The organism is Cellulomonas wangleii, assembly GCF_018388445.1.
In the GTDB taxonomy this organism is placed as follows: domain Bacteria; phylum Actinomycetota; class Actinomycetes; order Actinomycetales; family Cellulomonadaceae; genus Cellulomonas; species Cellulomonas wangleii.
Genome location: NZ_CP074405.1, coordinates 4,062,666 through 4,076,825, shown reverse-complemented (window position 1 = coordinate 4,076,825; position 14,160 = coordinate 4,062,666). Strand labels below are relative to the sequence as shown.

Sequence of the window (14,160 nt, the reverse complement as noted above, 5' to 3'; positions counted from 1 at the left end):
CGCCGCACCCGGCGGTATCGTGGACGCGGTGACCTGGGGTATCGCGCAGGACCGGCGACCTCGGGCCGCAGGGCGCGAAGGGTAGCGGTGCACGCATTTGACCGCGCCGCGGGCGGGAGCGTAACGTGGTTCAGCCTTTCAACGGCTCCGTCCGGCGCGCCCTGACGCCGTCGCACGTCTCACAGCGTGCGTTCCCTGGAGCGGTGGAACACGGCACCAGGACCTGGTCGCGCGACTGCGTGCGATCGCTACGACAAACGTGTGGAGAACGTCGTGACCAAGCGCACCTTCCAGCCGAACAACCGGCGCCGGGCCAAGACCCACGGCTTCCGTCTGCGCATGCGGACGCGTGCCGGCCGCGCCATCCTCGCGGCGCGCCGCCGCAAGGGGCGCACCGAGCTCTCGGCCTGACGCTCGTCCCGGTGCTCCCCGCAGCGCACCGGATGCGCCGCTCTGCCGACTTCCAGCAGACGGTGCGCCGGGGCGCGCGTGGGGGCCGCGACACCCTCGTCGTGCACCTCACGACCTCGACCGACCCCGGCCCGCCGGTGGTCGGTCTCGTCGTGTCCAGAGCCGTCGGCAACGCGGTGACCCGCAACCGGGTCAAGCGGCGGCTGCGGGCCCTGGTCACGGCGCGGCTCGACGAGGTCCCCGACGGCTCACTGCTCGTCGTGCGGGCACAGCCGGCGGCCGCAGCGTCGTCGTCGGGGGAGCTCGGCCGCGACCTCGACAAGGCGCTCGCGACCGCCCGGCGACGGCTCACCGGCCGCGACGAGCACCGGGCACCGGCATGACCTGGGCGTCGGTCTGGTCCACGGTCCGGCGGCTGCCGAGTGCCGCGCTGCTCGGCCTGCTGTGGGTCTACCAGCGCGTCGTGTCGCCGCTGACGCCGCCGACCTGCCGGTTCTACCCGTCGTGCTCGCAGTACGCGGTGCTGGCCGTCCGGCGCCACGGCGCCCTGCGCGGCGGCTGGCTCGCCGTCCGGCGGGTGGCCCGGTGCCACCCCTGGAACCCTGGTGGCGTCGACGACGTTCCACCAGCGCGCGACGCGCACCCCTCTCACCACGCGGCTCGCGCCGCCCACTGACGCTCGCGAGGAGCACTGTTTCATGGGATGGATGGACGGCCTGCTGTGGCCCATCATGGTCGCGGTCGCGTGGCTCATGGTCCGCTTCCACGACCTGCTCACCTGGGTGGGTCTCGACCCGGCCAGCGGCGCCGCGTGGGCGCTGTCCATCGTCGGTCTCGTGATCGTCATGCGGATCCTGCTGATCCCGCTGTTCTTCAAGCAGATCAAGGCCTCGCGCGGCATGCAGCTGGTGCAGCCCGAGATGCAGGCGCTGCAGAAGAAGTACAAGGGCAAGAGTGACCCCGCGTCCCGTGAGGCCATGAGCCGCGAGATGATGGAGCTCTACAAGAAGCACGGGACCAACCCGTTCGCCTCCTGCCTGCCGATCCTGCTGCAGTCGCCCATCTTCTTCGCGCTGTTCCGGGTGCTGTTCGAGCTGCCGCGTCTCGCCGCCGGCACGTACGACCGCGCGGACAGCATCGGACCGCTGACCAAGGAGCTCGCCGGGCAGGCCGAGGCGGCCACGATCTGGGGCGCCCCGCTGTCGGGCACGTTCCTGCAGGCCGACGGCAACTGGCACATCCAGGTGGTCACGGTCGTCCTGATCGTCGCGATGTCGGTGACGACGTTCACGACGCAGCGCCAGCTCACGATGAAGAACATGCCGCCGGCGGCCCTGCAGGGCCCCATGGCGCAGCAGCAGAAGATCCTGCTCTACATGCTGCCGCTGATCTTCGCGTTCTCCGGCGTGAACTTCCCGATCGGTGTGCTCATCTACTGGACCACCACCAACCTGTGGTCGATGGGCCAGCAGTTCTACACGATCCGGCGCATGCCGGCGCCCGGCTCCGAGGCGGAGAAGGCGTTCAAGGCGCGTCAGGCCAAGAAGGCGGCGGCTCGGGGCAAGGTCATCGAGCCCGATGCTTCCAGCACGGTCGTGATCGAGGAGAAGCCCCGAGGTCAGCGGCCGCAGCCGAAGCGCAAGGAGCGCGCGAAGGCCCGTCCTGCGCAGCCCGGGGGACGCACGTCCGACATCGCGCCGTCCGACATCGCGCCGTCCGACGCCGCGCCGTCCGACGCCGCCGTCGATGACGTCGTCACGGACGAGCCGGCCGCGGTGGAGGATGCTCCGACCACGACCACGACGACGGCAGGCAAGAAGAAGAAGCGCAAGAGTCCGTCCTCCGGCCAGGCCGAGGGCCCCGCCGCGTCCTGACCACCGCTCACCGGCCCGGGTGGGCCGCCGTGGGTGCGACTTCCCTGAACGGAGAAGAGATGGGTACTTCGGAGACGAGCACGGTGCAGGACGGCGACCTCGTCACGCGTCTCGAGGAGGAGGGCGAGATCGCCGCCGACTACCTCGAGGAGTTCCTCGACATCGCGGACCTCGACGGGGACATCGACATCGACGTCGAGCACGGCCGTGCCGCGGTCGAGATCGTGGCGGAGGACGTGGCGGACGACTCGCTGCGCCGCCTGGTCGGGGCGGACGGCGAGGTGCTCGATGCACTGCAGGAGCTGACGCGGCTCGCTGTGCAGACGAAGACGGGCGAGAGGTCCCGCCTGATGCTGGACATCGCCGGCTACCGGGCGGAGCGCAGGACCGCTCTCGTCGAGGTCGCGCGGGTGGCGATCGAGCGGGTGAAGGCCGAGGGCGGACCGGTGACGCTCGACCCGATGAACCCGTTCGAGCGCAAGGTGGTGCACGACGCCGTGGCCGAGGCCGGGCTCGTGAGCGACTCCGAGGGCGTCGAGCCCGAACGGCGCGTGGTGATCCGTCCGGCCTGAGCCGGTCGCGCACACGTGAGGGGCGGGAGGCTGCGGCCTCCCGCCCCTTCGTCGTCCCCGGGGCCCGTGTTGCCGGTCCGGTGCACGTGGCATGTCGTGCGCGGGTGCCTCCAGGGCGGCGGAGTGCTCACGCTGGATGGCGGGGCGGCCGGCCTTCTCGTGGATGAGGCGCAGGAGCAACCCGGCGGGTTTCACGTGGAACAGCGCGCGCGTCGGGCGAGAGGGAAACCGGCCTCGCGGTGACGTGGCGTGGTGGAGCCAGCGCGACCGATGCGCAGGAGTCCAGTGGCAGCCGTCGTCCCGACCCGTGTTTCACGTGGAACGAGTGCGCGCGGCGGGGAGTGCGTGGCGCCCACACCAGGTGAGGGTCACCTCGCCGCACGTCGCGCTGATCGGAGCAGCTCGCGGAACACGGCGACCTCGGGTTCTGGGCGCGCCTCACCGATCGACAGGAGAGGGTCGACGTCCTCCAACACCCCTCCGTGCGGCAGCCACTGCGGGAAGTGCAGCGGCGAACATCTCCGTGAGCTGGGAGAAGGGCTCGGTCGGCTCGCACGCCAGATACGTGAGCCCGCCCATGAAGTGCGAGATCACGGACAGCTCGAGGTCGAGGGTCCGGACAGGTTCCAGCACGTCACGGGTGGCGGCCACGAGGTGTTCGCGACGTCGCTGCGATCGACGAACGGACCAAGCACCGTGATGTGCGGGCACAGGGGTGTGGATGCGAGGCGATGCTGATCGACTCGACCACTGGTACGGGAGCCTGGATCGCCGCGTGTCCCACACCGATCGGTCCGCCCTCACGGCGCGCGTCCTGGGAGACGCGGCCCAGCCGCCTCCCGCCGGTGGACCGGGGGCGGCCGACGGGCAGCGAGCGCAGGATCGCCCGGCGATCCGCGGGGGAGCGCCTGCTCACGGCCGGTCGGCTCGCGGGCACGGGTGCGTGCTGCAGGGGTTTCAGTCGGTGCGAACGGGTGGGTGGGTGTTCCACGTGGAACGTCACCACCGCCCACCGCCGGGAGTACCTGGGCTTGCGCGGCGCGGCGGCACGCCGCGGGACGGGCCGTCCCGTTCGCGGGTGTGATGTGCGGCAGGCGGGGCGTTCGAGCCGGTGTGGTCGGCGGCGGCCGTTTCACGTGGAACAGGCGACATGCCGCAAGCGCGCGACGCTTTCTGAGGGCGCAGTCGCGCAGGAGTCGCACATCGCTGCCCTGCTCCTGCCGACCCGCCCGTGTGGGTAGCCCTCGTGACGAGTCATCAGCGCCGCGGTCACGGAGAACCTGATCAGCGACGACCCGCGGGCGGAGCTCGCTGCACGCGGCGCCTCAACGACGGACGCGCCGCGCCGGAGGAGGAGCGGCACGTCGACGTTGGCTTCGACGAGTGAGCGGAACACTTTTCGTCGCCGGCCATGTTCGCCCCTCCACCGCTCATACGCCTGCCGGGATCGGCTGAGGAGCCGATGGTGATCCCGCGTGGCGCCGCTCTTCCGTGAACAGACCGCACGCCACGCCGAACCGCCCAGGGCACATCCGACGAACCGCGGTTCATGCGGAAGAGCGGACTGCCCTCGCGGGAGCGGCCCCCCAGCGCTGCGCCCCGCGCTGACACCACTCCCGCACACCAGGCCCCAGACGTCTGTTTCACGTGGAACGTCCACTTCCTCGCAGACGCCTCGCGCCCGTGGGCCGTCCACGCTGCCGAGCGCGCCACCGAACACCGCAGCCGGCACCGCCGGAGGCAGGGTGGGACGTGCTCAGGGATCACGGCGCCCGTCCGCCCGGAACTCCAGCGCGGCGGGCGGCACAGCCGCAGGGGTAGCTCGTCCCGGCTGGCACGCACCAGTCGGACGTTCGACGCTCGAGGATGACCACAGGGAGCGTGCAGTCGTTGGGTCTCGCCAACGTATGTGCGAACCGCGTAGACCTTCCTGGGGTGCCCGCGTCCCTCGCTGTCATCAGGGCGGAAGGGGTCGGCGCACGTGGCTCCATGGCCTCTGGCGTCACGATCGGGCCTGACCACGACACGGGCCCCGGGGAAGAGCGCGGGGTACGGGCAGTACCGGGGCCCGCCGCGCCGCAGCGTTCTGCGCATGGGCTCCGATGACCGAGCTGGCGGTGCCACCCGCGGAGCAACCGGACCGGCTCGGCAGCGTCCGGGGTCTCCTGCGTCCGCTCGTGTCCACGGCATGACCGAGACGGTCGCGCCAGGCGCCGTGCCGAGCGCGCTGTGTCGCCCGGGCAGGGGAGCCGGCGGGTCGCGGAGGATGTCGGCTCACATCGCGGGGGACGACGGTCGACGTGCGGTCCCTGCCGGTTCCCGCCCCAGGCATCTCTTGCCCCTCCGACAAGGGTGCGGCGCCCCGGTGATCCGCGTCCCGGCGACGACGACCACTCCAGACGTTGGACGAGTCGAGGACTGTGTCTCCACGGCCGGCGCGTGATCGAGGGGACGAGGGGTGCGTCGGATCGCGACGCAGACGTGTGCCTTGCTCCCTTCCTCGAAGGCCCGTGCGCGGGCGGGGGCTCCGACGGGCGTGGTGCGCCATGCCGCCGTGCTGGTCGGCGCCGGTTGCGCGGGACTGCCCCCGACGGACGGGCGGCTTCGGTATGTGCAGGACGGGAGCGCGCCGGCAGCGTCCGCGGGGGCCGTGCGGCCGGGCTCAGGCGGACCCGTGAGGGGCGCTGTGAGGAGCCCTCGCACAAGAGCCCGAGGGGCGCCTGAGGGGGAGTGGGCTGCGGTGGGAAGCGGTCGACATCGTGGAGGAACATACATCCCGCGCGTCGACGTGCGCGGTGACCGACGCACCTGGACATCCTCCGGTCTGCAACCCCCTGCTGACATGAGCGGGGCGTGCGGTGCCTGATGACCGGTCTCGCTGTCCGACAGCGAACTCCGAGACCCGGGCCGGCGTCGGCAAGATCGGACGGGGCATCGGGTCAGCCCAGACACTCTCCCGTGCACCGTGCACCGTGCCCAGTGCCCCGAGATCCAGGCCGCTCACGTCCGCCACGTGTTCCACGTGGAACGACGACGGGAGCAGTGCACGCGCCCGCGTGACCTGGGCGGTCGCTGGTTCACGTGGAAGGTGAGACTCGCGGCGGCCGGACCTGCACCCGTTGTCGTTTCACGTGAAACGCCCGACCCCGTATGAGGCGTCGACGGCACCGCACTGGCCCGCGGGTCGTGGTCAGCTCGGTCTGAGGCGCGCGAACCGACCCGTATGCCTCCGTGTGCCACGGGTCTGAGACCTGGCTGCCTCCCGACGAACGCGCCGCCGAGCGACGCCGGGTAGAGCCCATACGGCAAGGCCCGTTCGTAGTGCGTGGGCCGGGGTGACAGGCCTCGGGGAAACGGGAACCGTGTGCGGACAAGCGCGGATGGCGCGGACGCGATCGCTCTGGAGGCTCGGGGGGCAGGGCGCGGAGTGAACGGCCGGTGAGGACTTGGGGGACCCCGGAGGTCACCGTGCGGAGTGAACTGGCGGCGGACCCGAGGGACCGCGGGGGGCACGGTTCGCGGTGGGAGTGGCGCGGGCGCAGCTGCGGAGGGAACTGCCGGCGAGGACTCGGGGGCGGGGACCCGGTGGGCATGGTGCGGAGGGAGCTGCGGGCGAGGACTCGGGGGGGACCCGGTGGGCATGGTGCGGAGGGAACTGCCGGCGAGGACTCGGGGGGACCGGGTGGGCATGGTGCGGAGGGAACTGCGGGCGAGGACTCGGGGGGACCGGGTGGGCATGGTGCGGAGGGAACTGCCGGCGAGGACTCGGGGGACCCGGTGGGGCAGGGTATGGACAGGACTGCCGGCGAGGACTCCGCGGGCACCCGCGGGGGCAGGGCGCGGACGGGCTCGCTGTGGAGGGGACTGCGCGGACGCCGTTGGAGATCTCGGAGGAGCCGGTACGCGCAGGTCTCTGTGGCGCTTCGCACCGGGCGGACTCCTCGCCGCACCGGATCCGGGAGAGCGGGGGGTACTGCGGGAACGGGACCGTCGTGGCAGGACTCGGACGGGCACGGTGGTCGTCCGAGAGGCAGTGACGACGATGAGCCGCCGCCCTGAAGGGATCACGAGCAGGTGCGTGGCCTGTCGTGGTGGCCCGGTGCGTCATCCGGAGCCGGCCACGATCACGCGCGCGCCGCACGCGGTGCTGGGCGATGCCATGAGGCGAACTACGGCGAGTGACCGGCGGCAGGACGCCGAGGCAACCAGCAGCGCACCCCGCGCGGGGAGTACGCGGATTCCCTCGCGCACCTGTGTGGAGCAAGCCGGTGCGTCGCGCACGCGTGTGGAGCGCGGGAGTGCCTCACGCACACGCGGACTGCCGTCTGCTGTCGCCGGGGGCCTGCGCCGGAGGCACAGCGGCCACACGCCGGCACGTGCCCGGCGACGTGCGGGCCCGCATATGGCCTGACCAGCGCATTCACGCCGCATCCGACCTCCCCGCCGGCACGAGGCGAGGTGCCGGGCCGACGCAGATGCTGCCGGTGGGGGCGGGCCACGTGCGGTCTCGGGCGGCGCGACTGCCTGTCGAGCCGGCAGGCACCGGACGACCGCGTGCGGTCGACCCTGATCCGCTACGCACAGGACGGAGGGGCAGCGGTCGTGCGGGTGTCCGGCGGGGTAGCGTAGGCCCGCGATGACGAGGCGACTCTCCTAGGGGGCCCTCAGGTCGCGACGATGTTCGTTTCACGTGGAACAGGAGCGACCGGGTGCCAGACGGAACGGGCGCTGACGCAGGCAGCGAGCTGCTTGCCGACCCGTGGGACGGGGACGCGCGTCTGCCCGAGTTCTTCGACGACGCGTGGCCGGCTGTGGACGCGTACCACGCCTTCTTGAAAGAAGAGGGAGAGCTGCGCGGTCTGCTCGGACCGCGGGAGCTCCCGCGGCTCTGGGAGCGTCACCTGCTCAACTCTGCAGCGGTCGTCCCGTTCCTGCCGCGATCCGGGCTCATCGTCGACATCGGGTCCGGCGCAGGGCTGCCCGGCATCGTCGTCGCGGCGATGCGTCCCGACGCCGAGGTCATGCTGGTCGAGCCGATGGAACGACGTGTCACCTGGCTCATGGACGTCGTCGAGCGCACCGGGCTCACCAACGTCGACATCCGTAGGGCGCGGGCGCAGGAGCTGGACGGCGCCGTCGAGGCGGACGCAGTCACGGCACGAGCCGTCGCGTCACTCGACAAGCTGTACCGGTGGACGGTGCCTCTGGTGCGAGTGGGTGGCCGCATCGTCGCGATGAAGGGCGCCCGCGCCGGAGACGAGCTCGCCGAGGCGGCACCCGTGATGCGAAAGCTGGGCCTGACGGACGGAGAGGTGCACGAGGCGATCACGATCGCCGGCACCGAGCCGACGCGGATCGTGACGGCAGTACGAGGAAGGGGTCCGCGTGTTCGGTAGGAAGAAGCGCCGCGAGGAGCGGGAGGCCGCCGAGCGCGCGGCCGCCGCACAGTCGCATGCCGCTGCCAGCGCACACCCGGATCCCGTCCGTGACCCGGGTGCCTCCGCTCATGGGACCGCGGCTGTCGCGGGTGCTGCCGACGCCGACCACACGCCCGGCCGCCCGTCCCAGCAGGGTGAAGCGCGGGACGGCGGCAATGGTGAGGTCTGGCGCGCTGAGCCTGTCGCTGCACCGGGACCGGCTGTCGCGCCCGGTCTGAACAACCGCGACGGTGCAGCTCAGCCCGTCGCCGAGGCCGTCGCCGAGTCGACGGACGCTGGCACTGTCCGGCTCGCTGACCCCCGCTCGTCCGACGGCCCCCTGTCGACGGGGGAGGGCGCGGCGACCCGGGGCGGTTCGCCCCGGTGGACGCCCGCTGACCTCACCGTCGCGGCTGCGACCGCGTCGATCGCAGATGTCGATACGTCCGCGCACTCGACGTCTGTCGGCGCGGGCCATGGAGCCCCGGACGCAGCTCCGGCAGAAGGGCCGTCCGAGGGCACGCCGCTGGACGCGGTGTCTGACGCCACCACGGCTGGCGATCCTGTTTCACGTGAAACAGCACCGGTGGCGTCGGACATGCACGGTGAACACGCGGGTGGGACCGCAGTGCGTCCGGTTCCACGTGAAACCGGCTCGTCGGCCGTTCCTGCAGCCGGAGCGACCCAGTCGAGCGCAGCCGGCCTCGATGCATCTGGCGAGGCCCTTCGCTCCACTCAGCCGGCCGTCGCGCGCGGAAGTGAAGGCGACACCCCGGCCGACGTTTCACGTGGAACCGCGGCAACCGGCCCGGTGTCGCCACTGGGTGATGAGGTCCGGGCGCGACGCCAAGGCCGCCCGCAGCCGCTTTCCGTGGCGGACATGGGAGCGGCGTACCCGTGGCAGGAGACCGCCGCGACGCCGGCGGGGTCCGGCGCGGCGGTGTCCGCGTCGAACTCCGGTGCGACTGACCCGAAGGTCTCGACGACTGCTGGCGTGCTCCCGGGTGCGGAGCCGGAGTCGCAGGGTGGACCTGGCGAAGCACAGCCGACGGGTTCGTCCACCGGCACCGCGATCGACGTGGCACCCGCGGGCACCGGTCCTACAGCCACGCCCGGCGACGCGCTGACCAGCACTGATGCCGCTGCTGCGGTGCACGACGACGAAAGAGGAACAGTGGAAGACCTTCCGGCGCGCGCCGGCGTGACCGACCGCTCCGGGCTCGGTGGCGACACCGACACGGAGGAGGCACGGCGCGCGGCGCTCGTGGACAGCTTGCCGCGGCCCTCGGCGGACACGCCGCTGCTGGCCGAGCTGCAGCTCGACGCCCGACGCCGCATCGAGCTCAAGGGGCGCAAGTTCCCCCGCCCCGAGCGGACGCGCGTGATCACCGTCGCCAACCAGAAGGGTGGCGTCGGCAAGACGACCACCACGGTGAACCTCGCAGCGGCGCTGGCCCAGGCCGGGCTGCAGGTCCTCGTGCTGGACAACGACCCGCAGGGCAACGCGTCGACCGCACTCGGCATCGATCACCGGGCCGGAACGCCGTCGATCTACGAGGTCCTCGTCGACGGTGCGCCCATGCACGAGGCCGTCCAGGAGAGCCCGGACGTCCCCGGTCTGTGGTGCCTGCCCGCGACGATCGACCTGTCCGGCGCCGAGATCGAGCTCGTCTCGATGGTCGCGCGCGAGACCCGACTGCGGACGGCGCTCGACGTCTACCTCGACTGGCGCACGACCCAGGGGCTCGAGCAGATCGACTATGTCTTCGTGGACTGCCCACCCAGCCTCGGTCTGCTCACCATCAACGCGTTCGTCGTGGCGCGCGAGGTACTCATCCCGATCCAGTGCGAGTACTACGCACTTGAGGGTCTGTCTCAGCTGTTGAAGACGATCGAGCTGATCCAGGCGCACCTCAACCCCCATCTCTCGGTCTCGACGATCCTGCTGACCATGTACGACGCACGGACGAACCTCGCCCAGCAGGTGGCCGAGGAGGTCCGCACCCACTTCCCGGAGCGCACCCTGCGCACGACCGTGCCGCGCTCCGTGCGCATCTCGGAGGCGCCGAGCTACGGGCAGACCGTCATGACGTACGACGGCGGCTCCTCCGGGGCGCTCGCCTACCTCGAGGCCGCACGCGAGCTGGCCGAGCGCGCCGCCCCCGGCGCCGCACGCAACGACATCCCCGCCGGTGTGCCGGCCGGGTCCGCACAGGAGGATCAGTGAGCGAGAAGCGACGCGGTCTCGGCCGCGGTCTGGGAGCCCTCATCCCGACTGGGCTCGACACACCGCGCAGCACCGGCGACCGCCCGGTGGACGTGTTCTTCCCCGACAACCGCAAGACGGAGGCCGCTGCGGCCGACGCCGCAACCGCGGTGAGCGCATCGGTGGACGCCGCAACGGCAGTGCCGGACGTGTCCGCCACCGCGGGTGCCACGGCGGTCCCGACCGTGCCGGGCGACGTGGTCCCGGTCCCGGGCGACGGCGTCTCGACGGGCGACGCCGCAGGTCACGGGGCCGAGGCGACAGCTGGCGAGGGCTCCGCTGCGGCACCCGCCGCGCCTAGCGGACCGTCGAGCGACTGGGTGGCGGCCGACGTCGACGGTCTGGTGCCGGTGCCGGGCGCCCGGTTCGCCGAGCTCCCGGTCGGTTCGATCCGCCCCAACCCGCGGCAGCCGCGGCAGGTGTTCGACGAGGACGCCCTCGGTGAGCTGGTCGGCTCGATCCGCGAGGTCGGAGTTCTGCAGCCGGTCGTGGTGCGTGCCGTCGACGACGGCTACGAGCTGATCATGGGGGAGCGGCGCTGGCGGGCCACGCAGGAGGCCGGTCTCACGACGATCCCTGCGATCATCCGCGACACCGAGGACTCCGACCTGCTGCGCGACGCGTTGCTGGAGAACCTGCACCGCTCGCAGCTGAACCCGCTCGAGGAGGCCGCCGCGTACCAGCAGCTCCTCGACGACTTCGGCTGCACGCACGAGCAGCTCGCCACGCGTATCCACCGGTCCCGCCCGCAGATCTCGAACACGCTGCGCCTGCTGCGCCTGCCCCCGCTCGTGCAGCGCCGCGTCGCCGCGGGCGTGCTGTCGGCAGGTCACGCCCGGGCGCTGCTGGGACTGAGCGACGGTGCCGCGATCGAGCGCCTTGCTCAGCGGATCGTCTCGGAGGGGCTGTCCGTCCGCGCGGTCGAGGAGATCGTGTCGCTCGGTGGCGACGAGTCCGCACCGACGCGCAGGCCGCGTGCGCGGGCCGGCATCCGCAACGAGGCCCTCGACGAGCTCGCGACCCGTCTCTCCGACAGGTTCGAGACGCGCGTCAAGGTCGACCTCGGCAAGACCCGCGGCAAGCTCACGGTCGAGTTCGCGTCCGTGCAGGACCTCAACCGCATCCTTGCGTCGCTCGCGCCCGAGGATCCGGGAGTGCTCCGGACCTGAGCGGGGTGCCCGAGGCATCGCTCGGGCCGGCGTTCGCGGTTCCGAACGATGCCTTCCTGACGAAGCACGCGCGATGTGAGCGTTCACATCACGCCCGCGAGTTCTCCAGGAAGCCCTGAGAGCGGCGCACGGGACGCGCGCGGCGCTCGTGCCGAGCCGGAACGGCGTCTCGAAGGCGCTGGGAGAACGCCGAACGTGCCCTCCTGGCGTCGGCACGGGGCCTCGGGGACGAGGTCGGGGCCCGGCGACGGCGCCCGGGAACGGACAGCTGCCGGCTGCGCCGACCCGCCGGTCCGGCAGTGCGCCGTGCTCCGGGCCCGCCGCGTCCGCAGTCACACGCACGCACTCTGGCGGTCGAGGGGCGACGGGTCATAGGTTGGGCCGGTGCATCCCGCAGCCGCCGTGATCGCGGGCGTCGTCATGTCGGCCGTCTGGGCGGAGCTCGTGCATTGGCGTGCGAGCCGGCGGCGGCTGGGCCAGGGCCGGGTGGGTGATGGCACCGACGCGGTCGTCGTGCTCGGGTACCGCAGCCGGGGCAACCGCGTGAACGCCGTGAACCGCTACCGCGTGCGTGCCGGGCTGCGGTCGCTCGACCCGGCCGCGGGGCGCAGCGTCCTCGTCCTGTGCGGCGGCCCAACCGCCGGTGACGTACCCGAGGCCGACCTGCTGGAGCGCCACGCCCGTCGGCTGGGCTACACGGGTGCGGTGCGGCTCGACCGGACGAGCCGTACTACGTGGGAGAACATCGAGAACGCGATCCCGCTGATCGAGGACGCCCACTCCATCGCGATCGTCTCGAGCTCGTTGCACGCGGAGAAGGCTCGCGCCTACCTCTGGCGTCAGCGCCCCGACCTCGCCGACCGGCTACGGCGTGGTGCCGACCACCGGTTCGGCGAGGTGACGTGGGCCAAGCCGGCGGCTGCCGTCCTGGGCCTGTGGAACCTGCGCGGTCTCAGCACGGCGGGCAGGTGACCAGGCAGGCGACCCCGACGATCGACGCCACCCGCCGGGAGCATCGAGGTCAGGACCCGCTCTGGGTCTCCCGCGCGACGAGCAGCTCCTCGACCGCCTCCTTGATGACGGCCTTGGGCCGCGCACCGATGAGGCCGTTCTCCAGCTCGCCACCGGTGAAGAACGCGAGGTAGGGGATCGACTGGACGTGCATGTCCTCCCGAATGCCCGGGTTCTCCTCGGTGTCGACCATGACGAACTTGACGCGGCCCGCGTACTCCTCCGACAGCTCTTCGATCACCGGGGCGACCAGCCGGCACGGTCCGCACCACGCGGCCCAGAAGTCGACGACGACAGGCAGGTCGCTGCGGAGCACCTCGTCCTCGAAGGTGAGGTCGGTGACGTCGACGGTGCTCACCGCGCCATCTCCTCGTCCGCCGTCGCCTCGTCCGCCACGACGAGCGCGACCCCCGGGGAGACGGGGTCGACGACGTCCGTGAGCGAGGCGAGGTAGTGCTGCGCGTCGAGCGCGGCCGAGCACCCGGACCCCGCCGCGGTGATGGCCTGCCGGTACGTGTGGTCGACGACGTCGCCGCACGCGAAGACGCCCTCGAGGTTGGTGCGCGTCGAGCGGCCCTCGACCTGCACGTAGCCGTTCTCGTCGAGGTCGACCTGCCCGATCAGCAGGTCCGTGCGCGGGACGTGGCCGATGGCGACGAAGATGCCGCCGGCGGCGACCTCGCGGGTCTCGCCCGTGACGGTGTCCTGCAGGGTCACGCCCGTGACCTTGTCCTCGCCGTGGATGGCCACGACCTGGGAGTTCCACGCGAAGGAGATCTTGGGGTCGGCCGCGGCGCGGTCCGCCATGATCTTCGAGGCACGCAGCTCGTCACGGCGGTGGACCATGGTCACGGTACGCCCGAACCGGGAGAGGAAGGTGGCCTCCTCGACCGCGGAGTCGCCTCCGCCGACGACGAGGATGTCCTGGTCGCGGAAGAAGAAGCCGTCGCACGTGGCGCACCAGGACACGCCCCGGCCCGACAGGCGCTTCTCGTCCGGCAGGCCCAGCTCGCGGTACGCCGAGCCGGTCGCCAGGATGACGGCGCGGGCGCGGAACACGTCGCCGTTGCCGGTGGTGACGGTCTTGATCTCGCCGGTCAGGTCGAGCGACGTCGCGTCGTCCCACAGCACCAGTGCGCCGAACTTCTCGGCCTGCTTGCGCATCGAGTCCATGAGCTCGGGGCCCTGGATCCCGTCGGGGAAGCCGGGGAAGTTCTCGACCTCGGTGGTGTTCATCAGCGCGCCGCCGGCGGTGACCGAACCCGCGACGACGACCGGGGCCAGGCCCGCACGAGCCGCGTAGATCGCTGCGGTGTACCCGGCAGGTCCGGAGCCCACGACGACGAGGTCGCGCACGTCGGTGGAGGTGGGCGATGCGGAATCGGTCACAGGGTGCCTCGCTGGGTCGCTCGACGTCGCCGTGGGTGGCGACGGGGCCGT

11 protein-coding genes are annotated in these 14,160 nt (G+C 72.1%); 9 read left to right on the top strand and 2 right to left on the bottom strand.

All coding sequences use genetic code 11. The annotated features are described in order from the left end of the window. Positions 1–273 precede the first annotated feature (273 nt). From rpmH to KG103_RS18630, 9 genes are all read left to right on the top strand, one after another. Positions 274–411, top strand: a complete 138-nt coding sequence (rpmH, locus tag KG103_RS18670) for a 50S ribosomal protein L34 (RefSeq protein ID WP_191783193.1) — start codon at positions 274–276, stop codon at positions 409–411. Between the two features lie 11 nt (positions 412–422). Continuing rightward, positions 423–794: a ribonuclease P protein component gene (gene rnpA / locus KG103_RS18665; protein ID WP_207340054.1), complete on the top strand. Its 372-nt coding sequence runs from the start codon at positions 423–425 to the stop codon at positions 792–794. Then, positions 791–1,087, top strand: a complete 297-nt coding sequence (yidD, locus tag KG103_RS18660; RefSeq protein ID WP_207340053.1) for a membrane protein insertion efficiency factor YidD — start codon at positions 791–793, stop codon at positions 1,085–1,087. The genes rnpA and yidD overlap by 4 nt, the downstream gene beginning before the upstream one ends. Before the next feature lie 22 nt (positions 1,088–1,109). After that, positions 1,110–2,285, top strand: a complete 1,176-nt coding sequence (yidC, locus tag KG103_RS18655) for a membrane protein insertase YidC (protein WP_207340052.1) — start codon at positions 1,110–1,112, stop codon at positions 2,283–2,285. 59 nt (positions 2,286–2,344) lie between these two features. After that, positions 2,345–2,857, top strand: coding sequence for a Jag family protein (locus KG103_RS18650; protein WP_207340051.1), 513 nt, complete (start codon positions 2,345–2,347; stop codon positions 2,855–2,857). Positions 2,858–7,566: 4,709 nt separating this feature from the next. Beyond that, a complete protein-coding gene (rsmG, locus tag KG103_RS18645) occupies positions 7,567–8,253 on the top strand; it encodes a 16S rRNA (guanine(527)-N(7))-methyltransferase RsmG (protein WP_207340050.1) in 687 nt (228 codons plus the stop codon). 1,195 nt (positions 8,254–9,448) lie between these two features. Continuing rightward, complete coding sequence (locus KG103_RS18640; RefSeq protein ID WP_372434870.1) at positions 9,449–10,501, top strand: ParA family protein; 1,053 nt, start codon at positions 9,449–9,451, stop codon at positions 10,499–10,501. Continuing rightward, positions 10,498–11,709: a ParB/RepB/Spo0J family partition protein gene (locus tag KG103_RS18635; RefSeq protein WP_207340049.1), complete on the top strand. Its 1,212-nt coding sequence runs from the start codon at positions 10,498–10,500 to the stop codon at positions 11,707–11,709. Before KG103_RS18640 ends, KG103_RS18635 begins: the two co-directional genes overlap by 4 nt. 384 nt (positions 11,710–12,093) lie before the next feature. Continuing rightward, positions 12,094–12,681 carry a YdcF family protein gene (locus KG103_RS18630; protein ID WP_249670672.1) on the top strand — a complete coding sequence of 196 codons (588 nt, stop codon included), beginning with the start codon at positions 12,094–12,096 and terminating at the stop codon, positions 12,679–12,681. A 49-nt stretch (positions 12,682–12,730) separates the two neighbouring features. On the opposite strand, the gene trxA is transcribed toward KG103_RS18630, so the two are convergent. Continuing rightward, complete coding sequence (trxA, locus tag KG103_RS18625) at positions 12,731–13,078, bottom strand: thioredoxin (RefSeq protein ID WP_207340048.1); 348 nt, start codon at positions 13,076–13,078, stop codon at positions 12,731–12,733. Then, complete coding sequence (gene trxB, locus KG103_RS18620) at positions 13,075–14,109, bottom strand: thioredoxin-disulfide reductase (RefSeq protein WP_207340047.1); 1,035 nt, start codon at positions 14,107–14,109, stop codon at positions 13,075–13,077. The genes trxA and trxB overlap by 4 nt, the downstream gene beginning before the upstream one ends. Between the last annotated feature and the right edge of the window lie 51 nt (positions 14,110–14,160).